Origin of the sequence: Pseudonocardia sp., assembly GCF_035305885.1 — a bacterium.
Lineage (GTDB): Bacteria > Actinomycetota > Actinomycetes > Mycobacteriales > Pseudonocardiaceae > Pseudonocardia.
In genome coordinates, this window is sequence record NZ_DATGOP010000152.1 from 11,379 (window position 1) to 30,815 (window position 19,437).

The window sequence follows — 19,437 nt, forward strand, 5'->3', positions numbered from 1 at the left end:
CTACAGGGCGCCGGCGAGCCGGTAGTAGGCCTGGTTCCAGCGCAGCTCCTGCTGGAACCGGCGCGGGGTCGTGTCGGCGTCGATCACCACGAGCTCGGTGCGGGCGAACTCGGCGAGGTCGGCCAGCTCCTCGGTGGACAGGGCGGTGGACAGCACCGTGTGGTGCGGGCCGCCCGCCATGATCCAGGTCTCGGCCGAGGTGGCGAGGTCCGGGCGGGGCTCCCACACCGCGCGGGCCACCGGCAGGTTGGGCAGCGGCTCGTCGGCGGGCACCACGTCGATCTCGTTGAGCACGAGCCGGAACCGGTCGCCCATGTCGGACATGCCGACGACGATGCCCTCGCCGGGGGCGGCGTCGAACACCATCCGCACCGGGTCCTCGCGGTTGCCGATGCCCAGCGGGTGGATCTCGATGCGCGGGGTGCCCGCCGCGATCGTCGGGCAGACCTCGAGCATGTGCGCGCCGAGCACCTTCGGGGTGCCGGGGCCCAGGTGGTAGGTGTAGTCCTCCATGAACGAGGTGCCACCGGGCAGGCCCTCGGCCGCGACCTTGAGCGTGCGCAGCAGCGTGGCGGTCTTCCAGTCGCCCTCGCCCGCGAAGCCGTAGCCCTCGGCCATCAGCCGCTGCACGGCGAGCCCCGGGAGCTGGCGCAGCGCGCCGAGGTCCTCGAAGTTGGTGGTGAAGGCCTTCGCCCCGGTCTGGTCCAACAGCGCGCGCAGCCCCAGCTCGATGCGGGCGCCGTAGCGCAGCGACTCGTGCCGCTCACCGCCGCGACGCAGCTCCGGCACGACGTCGTAGCGCTCCTCGTACTCGGCGACCAGCCGGTCGACCTCGCTGTCGAGGCTCGCGTGCACCGCGTCCGCGAGGTCGGTGACCGCGTAGCCGTTCACGGTGACGCCCCAGCGCCACTGCGCCTCGGTGCGGTCCCCCTCGGTGACGGCGACGTCGCGCATGGTGTCGCCGAACCGGGCGAGCCGCAGCGAGCGGACCTCCGCCCACCCCCGCGCCGCGCGCGTCCAGGCCGCGATCTTCGCCTGCACGCCCGCGTCGGACACGTGCCCGGCCACGATCTTGCGGACCACGCCGAGGCGGGCCTGGATGTACCCGAACTCCCGGTCGCCGTGGGCGGCCTGGTTCAGGTTCATGAAGTCCATGTCGATCGTCGCCCACGGCAGCGCCTTGTTGGCCTGCGTGTGCAGGTGCAGCAGCGGCTTCTGCAGCGCGTCGAGGCCGTGGATCCACATCCGGGCCGGCGAGAACGTGTGCATCCACGCGATCACGCCGATGCAGAACGGGTCGGAGTTGGCGGCCAGCATCGTGCGGTGGATGCCACCGGAGTCGGTGAGCACCGGCTTCCACACCAGCTCGACCGGCAGCGCCTCGCCGAGGACCTTGGAGATCTCCTGCGACTGCTGCGCGACCTGCTGCAGCGTCTCCTCCCCGTACAGGCCCTGGCTGCCGGTGAGGAACCAGACCTGCGCAGTCATTTGCGACCCCCCTGCTGGCCGTAGACGTTCTGGTAGCGGTCGTAGAGCGCGTCGACGTCGTCCTGCGGGATCGGCACGAGCGGCCCCATCTGCCGGGCGACGAACGTCGTGCGCGCGACGTCCTCGCACATGACCGCGGCCTTGACCGCGGCCTTCGCGTCCGGCCCGATCGAGAACACGCCGTGGTTGCGCATGATCACCGCGCGCGAGCGGTGCCCGGACAGCGTCTCGACGATGCCGCGCCCGATCGCGTCGTCGCCGATGCGGGCGAACGGGCCGAGCGGGATCGGGCCGCCGAACTCGTCGGCCATCGCGGTGAGGACGCAGGGGATCGGCTCGCCGATCGCGGCCCAGGCGCTGGCGTAGGTGGAGTGGGTGTGCACGACGCCGCCCACCTCGGGCATGTGCCGGTACACGTAGGCGTGCGCCTCGGTGTCGCTGGAGGGGGAGTAGTCGCCCTCCACGAGCTTGCCCTCGAGGTCGCAGACGACCATGCGGTCGGGCGTGAGCTCGTCGTAGGACACCCCGCTCGGCTTGATCACCATCAGGTCGTGGCCGGGGACCCGGCCGGACACGTTGCCCGCGGTCCAGACGACGAGGTTGTAGCGGACCAGCTCGGCGTGCAGGGCGGCGACGCGTTCGCGCAGCTCGTCGACGGCGGTCTTGGCGGAGGCGGGAATGGTCGTCATCTGCCGCTCACCGCCGCCCGCCGAATGGCACGCAACCGGTGCAGGACATCGTTCTCTCCTCGTCCGAAGTAGTCGTGCAGGCGCTGGTACTCCGCGTAGAGCGCGTCGTAGGCGCGCGCCCGCTCGGGGTCGGGGGTGTAGGCGTTCCGGTTGACGCCGCCCATGGCCGCGGCGGCCGAGCGCACGTCCGGGTAGGCGCCGGCGGCGACCGCGGCGTGGATGGCGGCGCCGAGGGCGGGGCCCTGCTCGGAGACGATCGTCGACAGCGGCATGTTGCAGACGTCGGCGTAGAGCTGCATGAGGAAGCGGTTCTTCAGCAGCCCGCCGGCCACGACGAGCTCCCGCACCGGCACCCCGGACGCCTCGAAGGCCTCGATGATCGTGCGGGTGCCGAACGCGGTGGCCTCCATCAGCGCCCGGTAGATGTGCTCGGGGCGCGTGGCGAGGGTCTGGCCGACGATCACGCCGGACAGCTCGTGGTCGACGAGCACCGACCGGTTCCCGGAGTGCCAGTCCAGCGCGACGAGCCCGTGCTCGCCGACGGCCTGCTCGGCCGCGAGTTCGGTGAGCAGCGTGTGGATGTCGATGCCGCGCTCGGCCGCGCGCTGGTGGTACTCCGGCGGCACCGAGGTGTCGACGAACCAGGCGAAGATGTCGCCGACGCCGCTCTGGCCCGCCTCGTAGCCCCACAGGCCCTCCACCACGCCCCCGTCGACCACCCCGCACATGCCCGGCACCTCGCCGAGCTGGTCGGAGACCATCACGTGGCAGGTGGAGGTGCCCATGATCGCGACCATCTGGCCCGGTTCGAGGGCCTGTGCCGCGGGCACGGTGGCGTGCGCGTCGAGGTTGCCGACGGCCACGGCGATGCCCTCGGGCAGCCCGGTCCAGGCCGCCGCCTCGGCGGTGAGCCCGCCCGCGCGCTTGCCGAGCGGGGCGATCGGGTGGTCGAGCTTGTCGGCGACGAAGTCGGCGAAGTCCGGGTTCAGCGCGGCGAGGTAGTCCCGGTCGGGGTGCTTGCCGTCCTGGTACATGCCCTTGTAGCCGACGACGCACGCGTTGCGGACGTAGGTGCCGCAGAGCTTCCAGATGATCCAGTCGGCCGCCTCGACCCAGCGCTCGGTGCGCGCGTAGATCTCGGGGTCCTCCTCGAGCAGCTGCAGCGCCTTGGCGAACTCCCATTCGCTGGAGATCCGCCCGCCGTAGCGGGCGAGCCACGGCTCGCCGCGCTCCTGCGCGACCTTCGTGATGCGGTCGGCCTGGGGCTGGGCGGCATGGTGCTTCCACAGCTTCGGGTAGGCGTGCGGGCGGCCGGCGAACTCGGGCAGCTCGCACAGCGGGGTGCCGTCGGTGAGCGTCGGCAGCACGGTCGAGGCGGTGAAGTCGGTGGCGATGCCGATCACGTCGCGCGGGTCCACCCCCGCCGCGGCCACGGCCTTCGGCACCGCGACCTTGAGCACCTCGATCCAGTCGCTCGGGATCTGCAGCGCCCAGTCCGGCGGCAGCGGCTCCCCGGTGGCGGGCAGGGTGCGGTCGACCACCCCGTGGGGGTAGGGGTGCACGGCGCTGGCCAGCTCGGCGCCGTCGGACACCCGCACGACGACCGCCCGCCCGGACAGCGTGCCGAAGTCGATGCCGACGGTGACGGCGCCCTCGGGGTGGTTGCTCGTGGGTGAACTCGGCACGGTGCTCACTCCCGTCGAACGACGTTGTTAGCGCTCACAATCGGGGGCGGGCCGGTCCGTTGTCAAGGCGCCGCGCCAACTCATCTGACATCACGCCGGTGAGCTGCCGCGACGCGGTCGGACGTTCATCCCCCGGCGCGTCGGGTAGGCGAGACCCATGACCCGACCCGAACGATCCGGCCGGTGGCCGTCGTCGATCCGCCGCCCCCGCGAAGGCCCGCGCCGCCGGGGCCGGATCGGCTTCTGGGGGCCGGTGCCGTACTACTCGACCCGCACCCGCCGCGGAACGGAGGTGTCCGTGGGCGGCTGCGGCTGCTGCCTGCCGATCCCGTTGCTGGCCCTCGCCGCGACCGTGGTCGCGCTCCGCGCCGCACGGCGCCGGTGGCGCTGATCCCCGGCGCTGATCACCGTGCTCAGCGGGCCGGGCCGGTGCTGCGGCGCAGCACGAGGTCGGTGGGCACGAGGTCCGAGCCGGCCGGCGGGCCGAAGTTCGCGGCCTCCTCGGGCCGGATGAGGTCGAGCAGCAGGCGCACCGCGCGCCGGCCCGCCTCCGGGAAGTGTTGGCGCACGGTGGTGAGCGGGGGCCGGAAGAACTCCGCCTCGGGCACGTCGTCGAACCCGATGATGCTGACGTCCTCCGGCACGCGGCGGCCCGCCTCGTCGAGGGCGCGCAGGGCGCCGAGCGCCATGTGGTCGTTCGCGGCGAACACGGCCGTGAGGTCCGGGTCGGCGGAGAGGAGGCGTTGCATCGCGGCGTAGCCGGAGCGGGCACTCCAGTCGCCCGCCTCGGGCGTGGTCACCCGGGCGCCGGCCGCGGTGAGCGCGGCGTGCCAGCCCTCGACGCGCCAGCGGGCGTCGAGCCAGTCGGCGGGCCCGGCCAGGTGGTGGACGGTCTTGTGGCCCAGCTCGAGCAGGTGGCGGGTGGCGCGGGCGGCGCCGCCGCGCTGGTCGATGCCGATCGCGGGCACCGGCGCGGTCTCCCCGGTGGTCCCGCCGCCGAGCAGCCCGCCGACGAACACGGTGGGCACCGGCCGCAGCTTCGCGGTGAGCACGTCGACCGCGTCGAGCTGGGCGGCGAGCGCCACGACCCCCTCGACGGACTGGTCCTGCAGGCGGACCAGCGCCCGTTCGACGGCCTCGTAGCTGATCCGCTCGACCACCGCGATGCTCACGCCCATGCCGACGGAGCTCGCCGCCTGCTCGATGCTGTAGAGCGTGCTCACCGGCCCGTACAGCACGGTGTCGAAGGTGATCACGCCGAGGGCGCCCGAGCGGCGGGTGGCGAGCGCCCGCGCCACGGCGTTGCGCCGGTAGCCGAGCTGTTCCATCGCGGCCAGCACCCGGGCCCGGGTCTGCTCGCTCACGTGGGGCGAGCCGTTGACGACGCGCGAGACGGTTTGGTGGGACACCCCGGCCAACCGCGCGACGTCGGTCATCACGGGTGCTTGAGCGGGTTCCACCATGGCGCACATGCTCGCATGCGTCGCGGGGTGCGCGACCCCGCGCGAGGTGACACCCTTCGCGCATGGCCGAGGAGCAATGGTTCTACTGCCTCAAGCACCGCACGGTGGAGCCGTGGCAGGGCTGCCGCGCGGCCGACCGGCTCGGGCCGTACCCGGACCAGGAGACGGCCGCGCGGGCGTTGGAGATCGCGCGCGAGCGCACCGAGGCCGCCGACCGGGCCGACCGGGAGTGGGAGGAGAAGGGCTCCGATCGCGACCCGAACCGGTGAGCCGAACCCCGTGGATCAGGCCCCGTGGATCAAGCCCCGTGTTTCACGCCAGGTAAGGGATCGTCTGGGGCCCCTCGGGCAGCACGCACACCCGGGCGTGCGGGCCCGCGGCGGCGAGCGCCTCCTGCACGGTCTCGCCGATGTCGGCGGTCTGCTCGAGGTGGGCGGCGGCCAGCGCCTCGTCCGACAGGTACGAGGTGTGCATCACGACCCGCGCGGCGGTCTGCACCTTGGCCTGTACCTGCACCTGCCACTGGTCGGGCACGGTCTGCGGCCGGGCCTCGATCGCCTCGAGCAGGGCGCGCGGCGACGGCGCCGACTGCAGGACCTCCCGGTAGGAGCCGTGGTCGGGGAACCCGTCGCGGCACTCGGCCGCGCACACGATCGTGCCGCCCTCGCGCACCACCGTGGCGCCTGCCGACATGCCCTTCACCGACTGGTAGAGGTTCTGGTCGAGCGGGAAGCCCGCGTTGGTCGTGACGACCACGTCGAACCGGCCGGGGACCGGCCGCATCGCCAGCCGCTTCGCAGCCTCCCGCGCGGTGGCGTGCATCGCGAACAGCTCGCCGCCGAACGCCTCGACGATCTGCTGCTCGCGGTTCAGCACGACGTCCAGCGCGAAGTCGACCCGGCCGACGGCGCCGACCACGGCGCGGATGTCGTCGTGGACCGGGTTGCCCTCGCACACCGCCCACGTGGCGCGCGGGTGCCCGATCCGGCGTGCGTCGTGCAGGGTGAGCACGGTGTCCAGCCCGGCGAGGCCGGGGGCGACCAGCTTGGGGCCGCCGGAGAACCCGGCGAAGAAGTGCGGCTCGACGAACCCGGTGGTGATCCGCAGGTCGGCCTCCACCCAGTGCCGGTTGAGCCACACCGGCACGCCGTCGCGGTCGGGCCCGCCGCCGTGGGTGCCGAGGTGCACGAGCGAGGCCGGGTCGCGCGCGTCGTGGTTGACCACCCGCACCGCGTTCGCGACGTCCTCGCCGAGCATCGCCCGGATCTCCGCCTCGGTGTTGCCGCGGTGGGTGCCGGTGGCGACGATGACCACCACGTCGTCGAGGTCGACGACGCCGTCGAGCTCCTCGAGCACCGCCGGGATCATCAGGTGCCGGGGCTGGGCCCGGGTGCCGTCGCACATCGAGATCGCCACCCGCTGGCCCGGCCGGGCGAGCTCGCGCAGCGGGGGACCGGCCACCGGCCGCCGCAGCGCCGTGCGCAGCACCTCGCGCTGGTCGGGGGCGCCGGGCACGTAGAGCGGCTCCACGACCGTGGTGCGTTCGGCCGGCAGGTCCACCGGCAGGCCCGTGTCGCCGTAGGCGAGCAGCACGGTCGTCGTCCCCGTCATCGGACGGCTCCTTCCTGAAGCGCCCGCAGCAGCGGGATCGCCTCGATCTTCTCCCTCGTGAGCTCCGACCAGCGGATGCCGCAGTCCGGCCGCGGCCCGCGCCGCTCCCGGCAGTCGATCACCCGCTCCGGGGTGACCACGATGTCGACCGGGGCGTCGTGCGGCCCGGTCGGGATCGCGCCCGCCGGGCGGACCTGCAGCTCGTGCACCGTGGTGACCACCAGCGTCTGCGGCCCCACCAGCCCGGCCGCGGTGGCGAGGGCGAACTCCAGGTCGGCGAAGCCGCCGCCCTTGCCCAGCCGGGCGCCGTCCTCGCCGACGGCGACGCAGCCGCTCACCACGATGTCGACCGGCGTCAGGTCGGCCACCGCGACGCGGCGCGCCGAGCGGGTGGCCCCCGCGATCGACGCTGCGCGCCGCGGCGGGTCGGCGAGGTGGTCCGGGTCGAGCAGGAAGAACGGCTCGGGTTCGGCCAGGCGCGGCACCGCCATGTAAACGGTCTTGCCGTCCTCGAGGGCCCGCCGGCGAACCGGAAGCTGGGCCGAGTCCGGGTTGGCCTTGATCGTGGTGGCCGCCTGCCAGAACGGGGTCTCCGCGAGCCGGCGGGCGGCGGCCTCGGCGCCGGTGAAGTTCGTGATGCGGTTGCGGGCGCCGGGGAAGCGGGCCACCTTCGCCGCCGAGAGCGCCGCCCACGCCTCCTCGCGCAGCGCCGCCTTGGCCGCGAGCAGCTCGGGGTCGCCGCCCGCGTCGTGGTCGTGGCGGCGCGGGGTGCGGGGGCTCACCGGCCCGCGACCCGCCTGCGGTCGCCCTGGGCGCGCAGCCGGGCGAGCACCGGCAGGCCCAGCCGGGGCAGCGCACCCGCGACCCGCATCCCGGCCGCGCGGTGGGCGGGCAGCGAGCGGACGACCCGGCGCCCGTCGAGCAACCCGATGGCGGCGTCGGCGACGGCGGTGGGTGTGAGCAGGGTCTTCTGGGAGAACAGGATCGCGGTGTCGGGGCTTTCCTGCTCGTCGCGCACGAGCGCGGTGTCGGCGGCGTCCGGGCAGAGCGCGTGGGCCCGCACCGGGATCCGGGCGAGGTCCAGCTCGCCCTGCAGGCTGGTGGTGAAGCTGAGCACGGCCGCCTTCGTGGCCGCGTAGACCGCGAGCCCGGGCACCGGCCCGTGCGAGGACATCGAGGCGATGTTGAGCAGGTGCCCGCCGCGTTCGCGCATCGCCTCGACGGCCGCGCGGGAGCCGTGCACGACGCCGAGCAGGTTGACCTCGACCTGCAGCGTGACGTCCCGCTCCGGCTGCTCCCACACCCGTCCGGCGCGCAGCACGCCCGCGTTGTTGACCCAGACCCCGACCCGGCCGAGCTCGGCGGCCGCGGCCGCGACCTTCGCGTGGTCGCCGGGCAGCCGGGCGTCGGCCTGCACCGCGGTGGCGCCCAGCTCGCCCGCCGTGGCCGCGAGGGCGTCGGCGTCCAGATCGGTGATCAGCACCCGGTGGCCGCGGGCGACGAGGCGGCGGGCGATCTCGCGGCCGAAGCCCCGCGCGGCGCCGGTGACGACGGCGACGGTGTCGTGTGGGGTGGTCACGGCGACACCCTGCCATCCCGCGGGCGGCCGCGCCGCGGCACGCCCCGGTGAATGGTCCGACCACGCGTGGCGGCATCCCGTTAGGGTGGAGGCCCCCCGGCCCCCAGAGGAGTGAACGCCTGTGTCCGACCCGGCCCGCGAGATCAGAACCGACGTGCCCGGCGCGGCCCGCATCTGGAACTACTGGCTCGGCGGCAAGGACAACTACGAGGCCGACCGGCTGGCCGCCGAGGCCGCCCTGCAGTACTACGACATGGCCACCTTCGCCCGCCAGTCGCGCCAGTTCCTCAACCGCGTGGTGCGCTTCCTCGCCGGCGAGGCGGGCATCCGGCAGTTCCTCGACATCGGCACCGGGCTGCCGACGATGCAGAACACCCACGAGATCGCCCAGTCGATCGCGCCGGAATCGCGCATCGTCTACGTCGACAACGACCCGATCGTGCTGGCCCACGCGCGGGTGCTGCTGCGCAACACCACGCCGGAGGGCGTCACCGACTACGTCGAGGCCGACTACCACGAGCCGGACGTGATCCTCGAGCGGGCGCGGACGATCCTGGACTTCGACCGGCCGATCGCCGTGATGTTCATGGGCGTGCTCGGCCACGCGCGCAGCTTCGAGGTCTCGCACTCCATCGTGAAGCGCGTCATGGACGCGGTGCCCTCCGGCAGCTACCTCGCCCTGTGGGACGGCAACGACACCAACCCCGCGCTCAACGCGCTCGCCGAGAACTACGCGAAGTCCGGCGGCGTGCCCTACATCCAGCAGCCGATCGAGCACATCCGCGGCTACTTCCGCGATCTGGAGCTGGTCGAGCCCGGGCTCGTCTCGGTCACCGAGTGGCGGCCCGCCCCGACCGAGGTGGGCGCGGCCACGCCGCTGCCCGAGACCACGGGCGGCGTGGCGCGCAAGCCGTAGCGCGGGGTCAGGCGAGCCGCGACGCCGCGACCGCGAGCCAGCGGTCGACGTCGTCCGGGCCGTGGTGGCGGATGGCCCAGTCGACCATCCGCAGCCCCATGTGCGCCCAGTACGCGCGCAGGGTGGCGGGGTCGAACACGTCGTCGATGCGGTTGTCGAGCCAGCGCGCCGCGGCCGAGCGGGCCGAGCGGTCCCGGGCGTCGACGCCGGGCACGGCGAGGTCGAAGCGCAGGGTGACCAGGGCGAACCGGTGGTCACCGCGGGCGGCGCCGTCCCAGTCGACCACCCCGGTGACGGCGCCGGTGCGGTCGACCAGCACGTTGCCCGGGTGCAGGTCGAGGTGCACCAGGTCGTCGCCTGCCATCCGGTGCGGTGAGGCCGCGCCGATGCGGCGCACGACGTCGAGCAGGCGCCGGGTGCGCTCGTCGTACTGCGCGAGCGGCTGGTGCAGGCAGAAGCCCGGCCCGCTGCGCAGCAGGTGCAGCTCGGCGGCCGGGACGTCGCTGCGCCCGCGCAGCAGGCCCGCCCCGCGCCCCGCGATGGCGACCATGTGCTCGACCAGCGCGAGGTCGACCCGCTCGGGCGGCTCGCCCGCGAGCCGCTGCTGCACCACCGCGATGCGGTCGGGCAGCCGCGCGACCAGCTCGTGGCGCGGGGCCGGGATGCCCGCGCCGCGGGCGAGGTCGAGCAGTTCGCCGGTGCGCCCGATCCGGGCGAACGCCACGTCGGTCGCTCGGTCCGAGTCGGTGGGACCCCACTGCGTCAGCACCCCTTCGTGGCCGTCGGGCCAGCGCACGAGCGCCGCCCCGACCTGGCCGCCGGGCAGCGGCCCGACCAGCTCGAGCTCGGCGCCGGTCGTCGTGCGCAACTGCTCCAGCAGCTCTGCGGCGTCGAGGCGCGGGACGGGTGCGGTGGCGTCGGGTGCGGTTGCGTCGGGTGCGGTGGCGTCGGGGGTGGCGGTGTCGGAGGCGTCGGCCACAACCGGCCACCCTATGCGCCCGAGCGGCCACGTGGGGTGGTTTTCGCGCAGTTCTCCCGGCCGTCAGAACGCCGTCAGAACTCGGTGCCGTGGCGCGGCGTGCGCTCCGCGCGGAACGCGGTGTCGACGCGGGGCACCGCCGCGGGGTCGTCGCTGCCCAGCAGCCCCGCCCTGGCGAGGGACCCGGCGTGCGCGCCGCCGAACAGCAGCGAGCCGAGCGCGGCCACCTCGATCCCGACGACCGGCGCGCCCGCCTGCGCGGGGACGCACTCGGCGCCGTCCGGCCCGCCGCGCAGCCGGTAGCGCCCGCCGCTTGCGAGGAACGGATCGCGCACGTCGAACACGACGTCGATCTCGGTGGCGTAGCGGCGGGCGGACAGCGCGGCCGGCACGTCGAGCACCCGGGCCCACATGCCGTCGTACAGGCCGACGGTGCGCAGCTGGCGGGGGTCGGCGAGCAGGTGCTGCAGCGGCTCGGCGATCGAGAGCGGCTTGGCGGAGATCGTCTCGACGAGGTCGAGGGCGAGCACGGTGCGCCACAGCGCGATGTAGGCCTCGTCGGAGGCGGTGGCCAGGTCGGTGATGCGGCACGTCTTCGTGGCGCGGTCGATGCGGTACGACAGGTAGCCGTCGGCGTGGACGAGGTGGTAGAGCGGCGTGGCACCGCCGCGCTGCCACTCGCGGTCGGCGAGCAGGACGTGCCACCACCGCGGAGACCGCGACAGGGCGGCCGGGGTCTGCGCCGCCCACCTGCGGTGGAGCTGCGGGGCGATGCGGCGCACCTCCTCGGTGCTCACCTGGCGCACCCCGCCGGGGTCGGGCACGCCCGGGCGGAACGCGGCGCGGCGCCGGTCGATCGCGACCTCGCGGTGCTCGGTGGCGATCCCGTAGCCGAAGCGGCCGTAGATGCCGCCCTCGCTCGCCGTGAGCAGGGAGAGCGGGACGCCGTCCGCGGCGAACCCGCGGTGCTGCTCGGCGAGGAGGGTGCGGAGGATGCCGCGCCTGCGGTGGGTGACCGCGACCGACACCCACGAGACGCCCTCGGCCGCGAGCACGGCCCCGCCGGGCAGCGTCACGTCGAACGGGTACGAACCGGTGATCCCGACGATCTCGCCCGCGTCCTCGGCGAGCAGGTAGCGGTCCGGGTCGAACAACAGCCGGATGTGGTCCAGGTGTTCGTCGGTGTAGTGCTCGCCGAACGCCCGCCCGTCGGCGACGGCGATGGCAGGCAGGTCGTCGGCGGTGGCCCGGCGCAGGGTGATCGTCGGGGGCAGGGTGGAGGGCGCTTCGCGGTGCAGCACGAAGGCGGAGTCTGCTCCGGCGGCCCGAGCGCCGTCGACCGGTTTGCGCGATCAGCCGGCCCAGGCCGCGCGGAACGCCGCGATCGCCGGCTCCATCTCGGCGGCGGGCACCTCGGACGTGCGGCGGGCGCCGAGCGGGACGCTCGTGGTGATCAGGTCACCCGGGAACAGGTCGATCCGGCTCACCGACGGCGTGGCGAGCCCGCGCAGCGCCGCGCCGGGCGCGAACGGGTCGAGGGCGGAGGCGAGCGGCCCGCCGGTCCAGACCGGTACCCCGGCGAGCGTGCCGGAGCTCGTGACGTGGGTGTGCCCGGCGAGCACCAGCCGCACGTCCGTGCCCGCGATCGCGGCGCCGAGCTCGTCGCGGCGCAGCAGCGGGATGGAGGCGGCGAGCGGCGCGGCGCTCGGCAGCGGCGGGTGGTGCAGGGCGAGCACGGTGCCGGCCGGGGCGGGCTCGGCGAGCTCGCCGCGCGGGCGGTCGAGCTGCTCGGGCGCGAGCTGGCCGTGGCCGTGCCCGGGGACGGTGCTGTCGAGCACGGCGATCCGCACGTCGCCCACCCGGACGGTGTGGTCGAGCGGCTCGGGCGACGGCGGCTCGCCGAGCAGGTGCTCGCGCAGGGCGGCGCGGTCGTCGTGGTTGCCGGCCACGTACACGGCCGGGGCGGACAGGCGGGCGGCGGCCGGTTCGACGATCCCGCGCAGGCGGCGGTACTGGGCGGGCGTGCCGTGCTCGGTGAGGTCGCCGGTGAACACGAGCGCGGCGGGCCGGATCCCGGAGTCCTCGATCGCGGCGAGCGCCTCCGCGAGCACGGCGGCGGTGTCGACACCGCCGGGGAACGCCTCGCCCTCGGCGACGACGTGCAGGTCGGTGAGCTGGACGAGCGTGGCGGTCGGGGAGGGGTGCGTCACATCGCCATCCTGCCCGACGAGGTAGTTAGCAACGCTATCTATACTCGGTCGCCGTGACCTCCGAGATCAGTCCGTTCCGCCAGCCGAAGGCCGTGTGGGCCGTCGCCTTCGCCTGCGTGGTGTCGTTCATGGGGATCGGGCTCGTCGACCCGATCCTCCCCGCGCTCGCGACGCAGCTGGATGCGAGCCACACACAGGTGGAGCTGCTGTTCACCAGCTACCTCATCGTCACGGCGGTCGCGATGCTGGTCACGGGCGCCGTGTCGAGCCGGATCGGCGCCAAGCGCACGCTGATCGCGGGCCTGGTGCTCATCGTGGTGTTCGCGGGCGCCGCCGGGGCCTCCGACTCGATCGCCGGGATCGTCGGGTTCCGCGCCGGTTGGGGTCTGGGCAACGCCCTGTTCATCGCGACCTCGCTCGCGGTGATCGTCGCCTCGGCGAGCGGCGGGTTCGCCGGGGCGATCGTGCTCTACGAGACCGCGCTCGGCATCGGCATCGCCACCGGCCCCCTGCTGGGCGGGCTCCTGGGCAACGTCAGCTGGCGCCTGCCGTTCCTCGGCGTCTCGGTCCTCATGCTGATCGCGCTCGTGGCCACCGTGGTGTTCCTGCCGCCGACACCCCGGCCCGCGCGGCGCTCGTCGCTGCGCGAGCCGCTGGCCGCGCTGCGCCACCGCAGCCTGCGCAGCACGAGTCTGGTCGGCCTGCTCTACAACTGGGGCTTCTTCACCCTCCTCGGCTACGCCCCGTTCCTGATGGACCTCGACGCGCTGGCGCTGGGCGGGGTGTTCTTCGCGTGGGGCGTGCTGGTGGCGATCTTCGCGGTGTTCGGCGCGCCCTGGTTGGAAGGGCACTTCGGGACCGCCCGCACCCTCACCGCGTCCCTCGTGTGCGTGGCCGTGGTCCTCGCCCTGATCGGGACGTTCCCCGGGCAGCGGTGGGTCGTGATCGCCGCGGTGATCGCCTCCGGCGCGTTCCTCGGGCTGAACAACACGCTGGTCACGACCGCGGTCATGAGCATCTCGCCGGTGCCGCGGCCGGTCGCGTCGGCGACCTACGGGTTCGTGCGCTTCATCGGCGGCGGGGTCGCCCCGTTCGTGGCCGGGCTGCTCGCCGAGCACCTGTCGGTGCACGTGCCGTTCCTGCTCGGCGCGGTGGTCGTGCTGGCCGGGATGCTGCTGCTGCAGACGGTCCGCGCCGAGCTCGACACCTCCCCGGAGGACCGGGAGGCGGCGCAGGAGGCGACGACCGAGATCCCCGCCGTGGCGGAGGAGGCGATCACCGCCCGGGACGCCGCGATCCACGACCGGTGACCACCGGTGCGGCGGTGCGCGGGTCCTCCGGCCACGCGTGCTTGGGGTACCGGCCCCGCAGCTCCGCCCTGACCTGCGGGTAGCCGGTCTCCCAGAACGTCGCGAGGTCCGCGGTGACGGCGGCGGGGCGCCCCGCGGGCGACAGCAGGTGCAACACCACCGGGAGCCGCCCGCCGGCCACCGCGGGCGCCCCGGTCCAGCCGAACACCTCCTGCACCTTCACGGCGAGGACGGGCCGTTCCCCGGAGTAGTCGATCGCGATCCGCGAGCCGGACGGCACGGTGATCCGCTCCGGCGCGAGCTCGTCGAGGGCGGCGGCCTCGCGCCAGCCGAGCAGGCCGCGCAGGACCGCTGCCGCGTCGACGCGGCCGAGGTCGGAGCGGTTGCGGGCGCCCGCGAGGTGCGGGCCCCACCGCTCGGGGTCGGCGAGCAGGGCCTCGTCGGACACGTCCGGCCACGGCGGGCCGAGCACGCGGTGCAGCGTGGCGAGCCGGTCGCGCAGCCGGCGCGCGCCGTCCGACCAGCGCAGCAGCCCGAGGCCCTCGGTGCGCAGCCCGTCGAGGAGGGCGTCGCGCAGCGCGCCCGGTGAGGGCTCGGCGATGCGGTGCTCGTCGAGGACGATCGCGCCCAGGCGCCGGACGTGGCGGGCCACCACCCCGGCCGGGTCGCCGCGCACCCACGTCACCTCGTCGGCCTCCGCGACGAGGGCGGGTGCGGCGCGCAGCGCGAGCTCGCGGTCGGCCGCGGCGGCGAGGCGGACCCGGCCGTGGTCGGCGCCGGGCGTGCGGTCGGCGACGGCGACGGCGAGCCACTCCTGGTCGGCGAGCGCCGTGCCCGGGGGCAGCTCCACGGCCGTGCCGCCGGCCATGAGGTAGCGCCGCGAGCCGGGGGAGCGCCGCCGCGCGAGCCGTTCCGGGTGGGCGAGCGCGGTGACGAGCGCCGGGTCGTCCCCCCGACCGGCGCCGGTGCCCTCCCCGTCGACCTGGCGTTCCAGCCTGCGCACCTCGGCCCGCCACCGCCCGGCGCCGGGTGCGGACCCGGAGCGCAGCCTCCGCAGCTCGGCCTCGAGCTCCACCCCGCCGGCGAGGGTGTCGTCGTCGAGCAGCGCCACCACCTCCGCGGCCGCCCGAGCCCCGACCTCGGCGGCGCCGTCGAGCAGCGCCCCGGCCAGCCGCGGGTGCAGGCCGAGCTCGGCCATGCGGCGGCCCCGCCCGGTGACCGCGTCGCCGTCGAGCGCGCCGAGCGCGCGCAGCACCTCCCGGCCGGCCCGCAGCGGCCCCTCGGGCGGCGGGTCCCACCAGCGCAGGCCCGACCCGTCCGGGGTGCCCCAGCAGGCGAGGTCGAGCGCGAGCCGGGTGAGGTCGGCGGTGCGGATCTCCGGATCCGGCTCGGGGGCGAGCAGCTCGCCCTCCGGCCAGCAGCGCAGCACCCGGCCCGGGGCCTCGCGGCCGGCCCGCCCGGCGCGCTGCTGCGCCACCGCGGCCGACACCCGGACGGTGACCAGCCCGGCGAGCCCGCGGCGGTGGTCGGTGCGCGGTACCCGCGCGAGGCCCGAGTCCACGACCGCGCGCACCCCCGGCACGGTGAGGCTGGACTCGGCGACGGCGCTCGCGAGCACGACCCGGCGGCGCGGCCCCGGCCGCAGCGCGCGGTCCTGCTCGGCGGGCGGGAGCCGTCCGTGCAGCGGCAGCACGTCCGCATCGACGCCGGCGAGGGCCGCGGCGGTGCGGCGGATCTCGGCGGCGCCGGGGAGGAACGCGAGCACGTCGCCGTCGTCCTCGTCGAGCGCGGTGCGCACGGCGCGCGCCACGCACGCCTCGATCCGCTCGCCGCGCAGCGGCGGGAGGTGGCGGACGGACACGGGGTGGGTGCGGGCCTCGACCTCGAGCACCGGGGCCGGGTCTGCGGAGGCGGCGAGCAGCTGCGCGAGGCGCTGGGTGCGGACGGTCGCCGAGGTCGCGAGCAGCCGCAGGTCGGGGCGCAGGCCGTCGCGGGCGTCGAGCAGCAGCGCGAGCAGCAGGTCGGCGTCGAGGTGCCGCTCGTGGCACTCGTCGAGCACCACGGCGGCGGTGCCGGGCAGCTCCGGGTCGGCGACGAGCCGGCGTAGCAGCAGGCCCGAGGTGACGACCTCGATCCGGGTGGCCGTCGAGGTGCGGGCGTCCCCGCGCACCGCATAACCGACGGTGCGGCCGACCTCCTCGCCGGCGAGCGCCGCCATCCGCGCGGCCGCGGCCCTGGCCGCGAGCCGGCGCGGCTCGGCCACGACCACCTTGCCCGGCAGCTCGGCCGCCAGCGCGGGCGGCACGAGCGTGGTCTTGCCGGTCCCGGGCGGCGCGACGAGCACCGCGGAGCCGGCCCGGACGAGGGTGTCGGCGATGCGGGGGAGGGCGGCGCGGACCGGCAGCTCGGTGGGCTCGGCGGACTCGGGGGACATCGGCCCCCAGTCTGCCGGTCAGGCGAGCGCGGGCTGCGTGGCGTCGGGTTGGGCGGCGTCGGGTTGGGTGGCGTCGGGTTGGGTGGCGTCGGGTTGGGGTGCGTCGGGCAGGGGGTGGCGCAGCGACGACCGGTGCTCGGCCCAGTGGCGCAGCAGCCGCTCGCCGAACCGGTCGGCGAGCAGGCCGCTCGCCCGGATCCCGAACACGACGTCGGCGGCGAGCGCCGGTTCGGCCGCGAGCAGCGGGGCGATGACGCCGCGGCGGACGAGCTGCTCGTGCACCGCGTCCGCCTCGACGTGCTCGGCGTAGAACTCGACCGCCGCCTCCGGCAGGTCGAGCCGGCGCATGGCCTTGACCAGGCGGTCCGAGCCGGGGGAGGAGGTGAGCTCGACCGTGGCGAACTGGCCGACCAGCGCCCCGCGCAGGGCGCGGCGCAGCCCGCACAGCGACATGAAGTTGACCTCGGCGAGGGCTTCGGCGGGCGCGGCGTCCAGGTAGGCGCCGTAGGAGTCGTCGAGGTCGAGGGCGCGCATCATGTCGGCGAACAGCCGCGCGTGCATCCGGTCGGGGTTGCCCGCGCCGTACTCGTCGTGCTCGACGGTGACGAGCGCGGCCTTGGCCGGCCCGTCGAGCCGGGCGATCACCCAGGCCTGCGGGTCGGCCTCCTTGAGGTGGTACAGCGAGCGCTGCGCCACGTACTCGCGGACCTGCCAACGCTCGCCGTCCTTGGCCAGGTGCCACGACGGCCCGGTGCCCTCGACCGGCTCGACGAGCAGCGCGCCGATCTCGGCGTCCACGTCGTCGGAGGGGTCGGCCTCGGCCCGCAGCGCGTCGAGGAATGCGTTCTCGGCGGCGACGCGCAGCGCCACCAGGGCCGGGTCCCACTCGCGGTCGTCGGGGACGCCCCCGAAGCCGCGGTAGTGCATCTCGTACAGGCAGTACAGGGCGAGCTGCAGGTCGTCGCCGTGGGGATCGGCGCCGTCCACGGGCGGGAGGAGGGTGGGGCCCCGGCGCAGCGCGTCGATCACGGCCGCCGACAGCGGACCGCGCGGCTGCGGCAGGGGTGGCGCCTCGACCGGGCGGACGGGGCTAGTGCCGAGCACCGTTGTTCTTCTCCTCGTTCGAGCTGCGGACCTTGCGCCGGTGGCTGGTGTCGCAGAAGGGCTTGCGGCGGCTGCGCTTGCAGGTGCACAGCGCGGTCACCGGGCGGTCGGAGCGCACGTGGCTGCCGTCCGGGAGCACGATGTCCACCGGGCCGGACACCAGCACCGGGCCCTCGTCGGTGACCAGGACCTGGCGCGCGGGGTCGGGCGCCCGGTCAGGCATGGCGGGCCCCCACGACCACGAGCTCCTCCTCGCGCTGCCCCGGCTCGATGAGGCCGCGGGACTCCAGGTACGCGGCCCTGGCCCGCATGACCGGCCCGAACGGCACGGTGGCCTTGGCGAGCACCTGCGGCACCAGGCCGGCGCGGTCGAGGGCGTCGAGCGTGAGCGCCGCGTCGCACACGCCGGAGTGCACGATCAGCACCTCACCGCCGGGCGCGAGGACCTGCGGCACCTCGGCGCAGATCCGGTCGAGGAAGGCCCGCCCGTCCGGACCGGCGTCCCAGCAGCGCGCCTTGCGGTGGCGCGGCAGCCGGGACGTCAGCGCCGGCACGTACGGGGGGTTGGCCACCACCAGCCCGAAGCGGCGGCCGGCGACGGGGCGGAACAGGTCGCCCCGGTGCACCGCGACCGCGGCCCGGTGCAGCCGGGAGTTGACCCAGGTCGCGGCGACCGAGCGCAGCGAGACGTCGACGGCGCTGACGGTGCGCGCGCCGGCCCGGGCCGCGGCGATGGCGAGCGCCCCGCTGCCCGTACCGATGTCGAGGACGTCGCGGTCGCGGGCGAACGCCCCCTGACACATCACGTCGGTGAGCAGATGGGTGTCACCCTCGGCCCGGTACACCCCTGGGGGGCAGAGCAGCATCACAAGGATCTGATGCCCCGGCACGGGCGGGCCAAACATCACCGCTCAGACGGTCCGCCCGCCGGCGAGCGCCGAGCAGCGCGCCTGCGCCGCCTCGACGACGCCGGAGCGGTTCTTGTGGGACTCCTCGAACGCGATCATGGTGCGCAGGTCGTCGGGGTCGTCGAGCTCGCGGAGGGCGGCGATCGCCCGCTGCGCCGTCATCTCCTCGAAGTGCTTGATCGGCAGCTCCGAGGCGGCGAGGCCGCCCAGGTCCGCGCGGGTGTCGTGCACCGCGCCCGCCACGGTGTCGGCGCCCTCGCGGCGCGCCACCCGCTCGGCCTGCTGCAGCGTGGCGTCGCGGCCCGCGGTCGCGACCTCGCGGGCGCCGCTGCCGAACCGGGCGGCCGCACCGGCGACGCCCTCGACGGCCTCGACGGCTCCCTCGCCGGTGCGGTAGACGGTGTGGACGGCCCGGTTGACCTGCTCCACGGCGAACCGGGTGGGCAGCCAGACCGCGTGCGCCACGCCGCCCGCGAACCGCTGCAGCGGGGTCGGGACGAGGGAGGCGGGGCCACCGAGCGCCTCCTCGGCGAGGACGCGGGTCAGCCAGTCGACGGTGGCGGTGTGGGCGGTGACGAGGTCGTCGGCGAGCCGCTCCACCTCGTCGAGGCCCGCCCGCTGGGCGAGCACGCGCAGGTAGCGGGCGCGGTCGAGCAGCTGGTGTTCGAGGGCGAGGTCACCCAGCAGCGCCTCGTCGATCGGCTGCACCTGCTCGACGGTGGTCTTGAACAGCGCGATGATCCGGCCGATCGCGGGCGTCACGACGTCGGGCACGGCGCCCAGGTCGCGCAGCGCGCGCTCGATGCGCTCGGCGCGCCGCACCGCGTTGGCGCCGTTTCGCTCCAGCTCGAGGCGCACGGCATCGGTGCTGGCCTGGCCGGTGCGGATCCGGGCGATCTGCGCCTCGGTGCGGGTGAGCTGTTCGAGGGCGCGCAGCTGGGCCGCGACGGCGGTGGTGGCCTCGGCCTCGGGGGCGGTCGGGAGGGCGGTGGTGGGGTTCGCCATGCCCCTCGGGTGCCCGGGGACCGGGATCGACACGCCTGGCGCCCGGGTGATGCGGG

General features: G+C 75.4%; 19 protein-coding genes. 4 read left to right on the forward strand and 15 right to left on the reverse strand.

The window, feature by feature from the left end; all coding sequences use genetic code 11:
- The 3 genes from araA to araB are packed head-to-tail and all read right to left on the reverse strand — an operon-like array spanning position 1 to position 3,862.
- Entirely contained in the window at positions 1 to 1,488 is a 1,488-nt protein-coding gene (araA, locus tag VKZ81_RS33760) for an L-arabinose isomerase (protein ID WP_324245821.1), read from the reverse strand.
- Positions 1,485 to 2,177 carry an L-ribulose-5-phosphate 4-epimerase gene (locus VKZ81_RS33765; protein ID WP_324245822.1) on the reverse strand — a complete coding sequence of 231 codons (693 nt, stop codon included), beginning with the start codon at positions 2,175 to 2,177 and terminating at the stop codon, positions 1,485 to 1,487. The genes araA and VKZ81_RS33765 overlap by 4 nt, the downstream gene beginning before the upstream one ends.
- Positions 2,174 to 3,862, reverse strand: coding sequence for a ribulokinase (araB, locus tag VKZ81_RS33770; protein ID WP_324245823.1), 1,689 nt, complete (start codon positions 3,860 to 3,862; stop codon positions 2,174 to 2,176). The genes VKZ81_RS33765 and araB overlap by 4 nt, the downstream gene beginning before the upstream one ends.
- Positions 3,863 to 4,019: 157 nt before the next feature.
- On the opposite strand from araB, the gene VKZ81_RS33775 reads away from it, so the two are divergent.
- Positions 4,020 to 4,253, forward strand: a complete 234-nt coding sequence (locus VKZ81_RS33775; RefSeq protein ID WP_324245824.1) for a hypothetical protein — start codon at positions 4,020 to 4,022, stop codon at positions 4,251 to 4,253.
- Positions 4,254 to 4,275: 22 nt separating this feature from the next.
- Here VKZ81_RS33775 and VKZ81_RS33780 read toward each other — a convergent pair whose 3' ends face one another.
- Positions 4,276 to 5,298 carry a LacI family DNA-binding transcriptional regulator gene (locus tag VKZ81_RS33780; RefSeq protein ID WP_324245825.1) on the reverse strand — a complete coding sequence of 341 codons (1,023 nt, stop codon included), beginning with the start codon at positions 5,296 to 5,298 and terminating at the stop codon, positions 4,276 to 4,278.
- Between the two features lie 89 nt (positions 5,299 to 5,387).
- Here VKZ81_RS33780 and VKZ81_RS33785 point away from each other — a divergent pair, with 89 nt between their 5' ends.
- On the forward strand, positions 5,388 to 5,594 hold the full coding sequence (locus VKZ81_RS33785) for a hypothetical protein (protein ID WP_324245826.1): 207 nt from the start codon (positions 5,388 to 5,390) through the stop codon (positions 5,592 to 5,594).
- A gap of 43 nt (positions 5,595 to 5,637) precedes the next feature.
- Here VKZ81_RS33785 and larA read toward each other — a convergent pair whose 3' ends face one another.
- From larA to VKZ81_RS33800, 3 genes are read right to left on the reverse strand one after another with little or no spacing between them, the layout of a single operon-like run.
- Complete coding sequence (gene larA, locus VKZ81_RS33790) at positions 5,638 to 6,936, reverse strand: nickel-dependent lactate racemase (RefSeq protein ID WP_324245827.1); 1,299 nt, start codon at positions 6,934 to 6,936, stop codon at positions 5,638 to 5,640.
- A complete protein-coding gene (locus tag VKZ81_RS33795) occupies positions 6,933 to 7,718 on the reverse strand; it encodes a 5-formyltetrahydrofolate cyclo-ligase (protein ID WP_324245828.1) in 786 nt (261 codons plus the stop codon). Before VKZ81_RS33795 ends, larA begins: the two co-directional genes overlap by 4 nt.
- The gene (locus VKZ81_RS33800; RefSeq protein WP_324245829.1) at positions 7,715 to 8,515 is read right to left on the reverse strand and encodes an SDR family NAD(P)-dependent oxidoreductase; all 801 of its coding nucleotides are present in this window, start codon (positions 8,513 to 8,515) and stop codon (positions 7,715 to 7,717) included. Before VKZ81_RS33800 ends, VKZ81_RS33795 begins: the two co-directional genes overlap by 4 nt.
- A gap of 121 nt (positions 8,516 to 8,636) precedes the next feature.
- Between VKZ81_RS33800 and VKZ81_RS33805 the strand changes: the two genes are divergently transcribed.
- Positions 8,637 to 9,431 (forward strand): SAM-dependent methyltransferase, encoded by a 795-nt coding sequence (locus VKZ81_RS33805; protein WP_324245830.1) that lies wholly within the window; start codon positions 8,637 to 8,639, stop codon positions 9,429 to 9,431.
- A 7-nt stretch (positions 9,432 to 9,438) separates the two neighbouring features.
- On the opposite strand, the gene VKZ81_RS33810 is transcribed toward VKZ81_RS33805, so the two are convergent.
- The 3 genes from VKZ81_RS33810 to VKZ81_RS33820 form a co-directional block, all read right to left on the reverse strand.
- Complete coding sequence (locus VKZ81_RS33810; RefSeq protein WP_324245831.1) at positions 9,439 to 10,410, reverse strand: phosphotransferase; 972 nt, start codon at positions 10,408 to 10,410, stop codon at positions 9,439 to 9,441.
- 74 nt (positions 10,411 to 10,484) lie between these two features.
- Positions 10,485 to 11,711, reverse strand: a complete 1,227-nt coding sequence (locus tag VKZ81_RS33815) for a GNAT family N-acetyltransferase (RefSeq protein WP_324245832.1) — start codon at positions 11,709 to 11,711, stop codon at positions 10,485 to 10,487.
- A gap of 51 nt (positions 11,712 to 11,762) precedes the next feature.
- Positions 11,763 to 12,620 (reverse strand): metallophosphoesterase, encoded by an 858-nt coding sequence (locus VKZ81_RS33820; RefSeq protein WP_324245833.1) that lies wholly within the window; start codon positions 12,618 to 12,620, stop codon positions 11,763 to 11,765.
- Between the two features lie 53 nt (positions 12,621 to 12,673).
- On the opposite strand from VKZ81_RS33820, the gene VKZ81_RS33825 reads away from it, so the two are divergent.
- The gene (locus VKZ81_RS33825) at positions 12,674 to 13,930 is read left to right on the forward strand and encodes an MFS transporter (RefSeq protein ID WP_324245834.1); all 1,257 of its coding nucleotides are present in this window, start codon (positions 12,674 to 12,676) and stop codon (positions 13,928 to 13,930) included.
- Here VKZ81_RS33825 and hrpB read toward each other — a convergent pair.
- The 5 genes from hrpB to VKZ81_RS33850 are packed head-to-tail and all read right to left on the reverse strand — an operon-like array spanning position 13,896 to position 19,381.
- Positions 13,896 to 16,364 (reverse strand): ATP-dependent helicase HrpB, encoded by a 2,469-nt coding sequence (gene hrpB, locus VKZ81_RS33830; protein ID WP_324245835.1) that lies wholly within the window; start codon positions 16,362 to 16,364, stop codon positions 13,896 to 13,898. The two genes, VKZ81_RS33825 and hrpB, sit on opposite strands and share 35 nt — an antisense overlap.
- An 18-nt stretch (positions 16,365 to 16,382) precedes the next feature.
- A complete protein-coding gene (locus VKZ81_RS33835; protein WP_324245836.1) occupies positions 16,383 to 17,468 on the reverse strand; it encodes an iron-containing redox enzyme family protein in 1,086 nt (361 codons plus the stop codon).
- Positions 17,455 to 17,691, reverse strand: a complete 237-nt coding sequence (locus tag VKZ81_RS33840; protein ID WP_324245837.1) for a CDGSH iron-sulfur domain-containing protein — start codon at positions 17,689 to 17,691, stop codon at positions 17,455 to 17,457. Before VKZ81_RS33840 ends, VKZ81_RS33835 begins: the two co-directional genes overlap by 14 nt.
- The gene (locus VKZ81_RS33845; RefSeq protein WP_324245838.1) at positions 17,684 to 18,334 is read right to left on the reverse strand and encodes a HemK2/MTQ2 family protein methyltransferase; all 651 of its coding nucleotides are present in this window, start codon (positions 18,332 to 18,334) and stop codon (positions 17,684 to 17,686) included. Before VKZ81_RS33845 ends, VKZ81_RS33840 begins: the two co-directional genes overlap by 8 nt.
- 45 nt (positions 18,335 to 18,379) lie before the next feature.
- Positions 18,380 to 19,381 (reverse strand): ferritin-like domain-containing protein, encoded by a 1,002-nt coding sequence (locus VKZ81_RS33850; RefSeq protein ID WP_324245839.1) that lies wholly within the window; start codon positions 19,379 to 19,381, stop codon positions 18,380 to 18,382.
- Between the last annotated feature and the right edge of the window lie 56 nt (positions 19,382 to 19,437).

Excerpts from the sequence above, each read along its gene's own strand:
- araA (WP_324245821.1), bottom strand. The coding sequence starts at position 1,488 with ATGACTGCGCAGGTCTGGTTCCTCACCGGCAGCCAGGGCCTGTACGGG.
- VKZ81_RS33765 (WP_324245822.1), bottom strand. The coding sequence starts at position 2,177 with ATGACGACCATTCCCGCCTCCGCCAAGACCGCCGTCGACGAGCTGCGC.
- VKZ81_RS33775 (WP_324245824.1), top strand. The coding sequence starts at position 4,020 with ATGACCCGACCCGAACGATCCGGCCGGTGGCCGTCGTCGATCCGCCGC.
- VKZ81_RS33780 (WP_324245825.1), bottom strand. The coding sequence starts at position 5,298 with ATGACCGACGTCGCGCGGTTGGCCGGGGTGTCCCACCAAACCGTCTCG.
- VKZ81_RS33785 (WP_324245826.1), top strand. The coding sequence starts at position 5,388 with ATGGCCGAGGAGCAATGGTTCTACTGCCTCAAGCACCGCACGGTGGAG.
- larA (WP_324245827.1), bottom strand. The coding sequence starts at position 6,936 with ATGACGGGGACGACGACCGTGCTGCTCGCCTACGGCGACACGGGCCTG.
- hrpB (WP_324245835.1), bottom strand. The coding sequence starts at position 16,364 with ATGTCCCCCGAGTCCGCCGAGCCCACCGAGCTGCCGGTCCGCGCCGCC.
- VKZ81_RS33840 (WP_324245837.1), bottom strand. The coding sequence starts at position 17,691 with ATGCCTGACCGGGCGCCCGACCCCGCGCGCCAGGTCCTGGTCACCGAC.
- VKZ81_RS33845 (WP_324245838.1), bottom strand. The coding sequence starts at position 18,334 with ATGCTGCTCTGCCCCCCAGGGGTGTACCGGGCCGAGGGTGACACCCAT.
- VKZ81_RS33850 (WP_324245839.1), bottom strand. The coding sequence starts at position 19,381 with ATGGCGAACCCCACCACCGCCCTCCCGACCGCCCCCGAGGCCGAGGCC.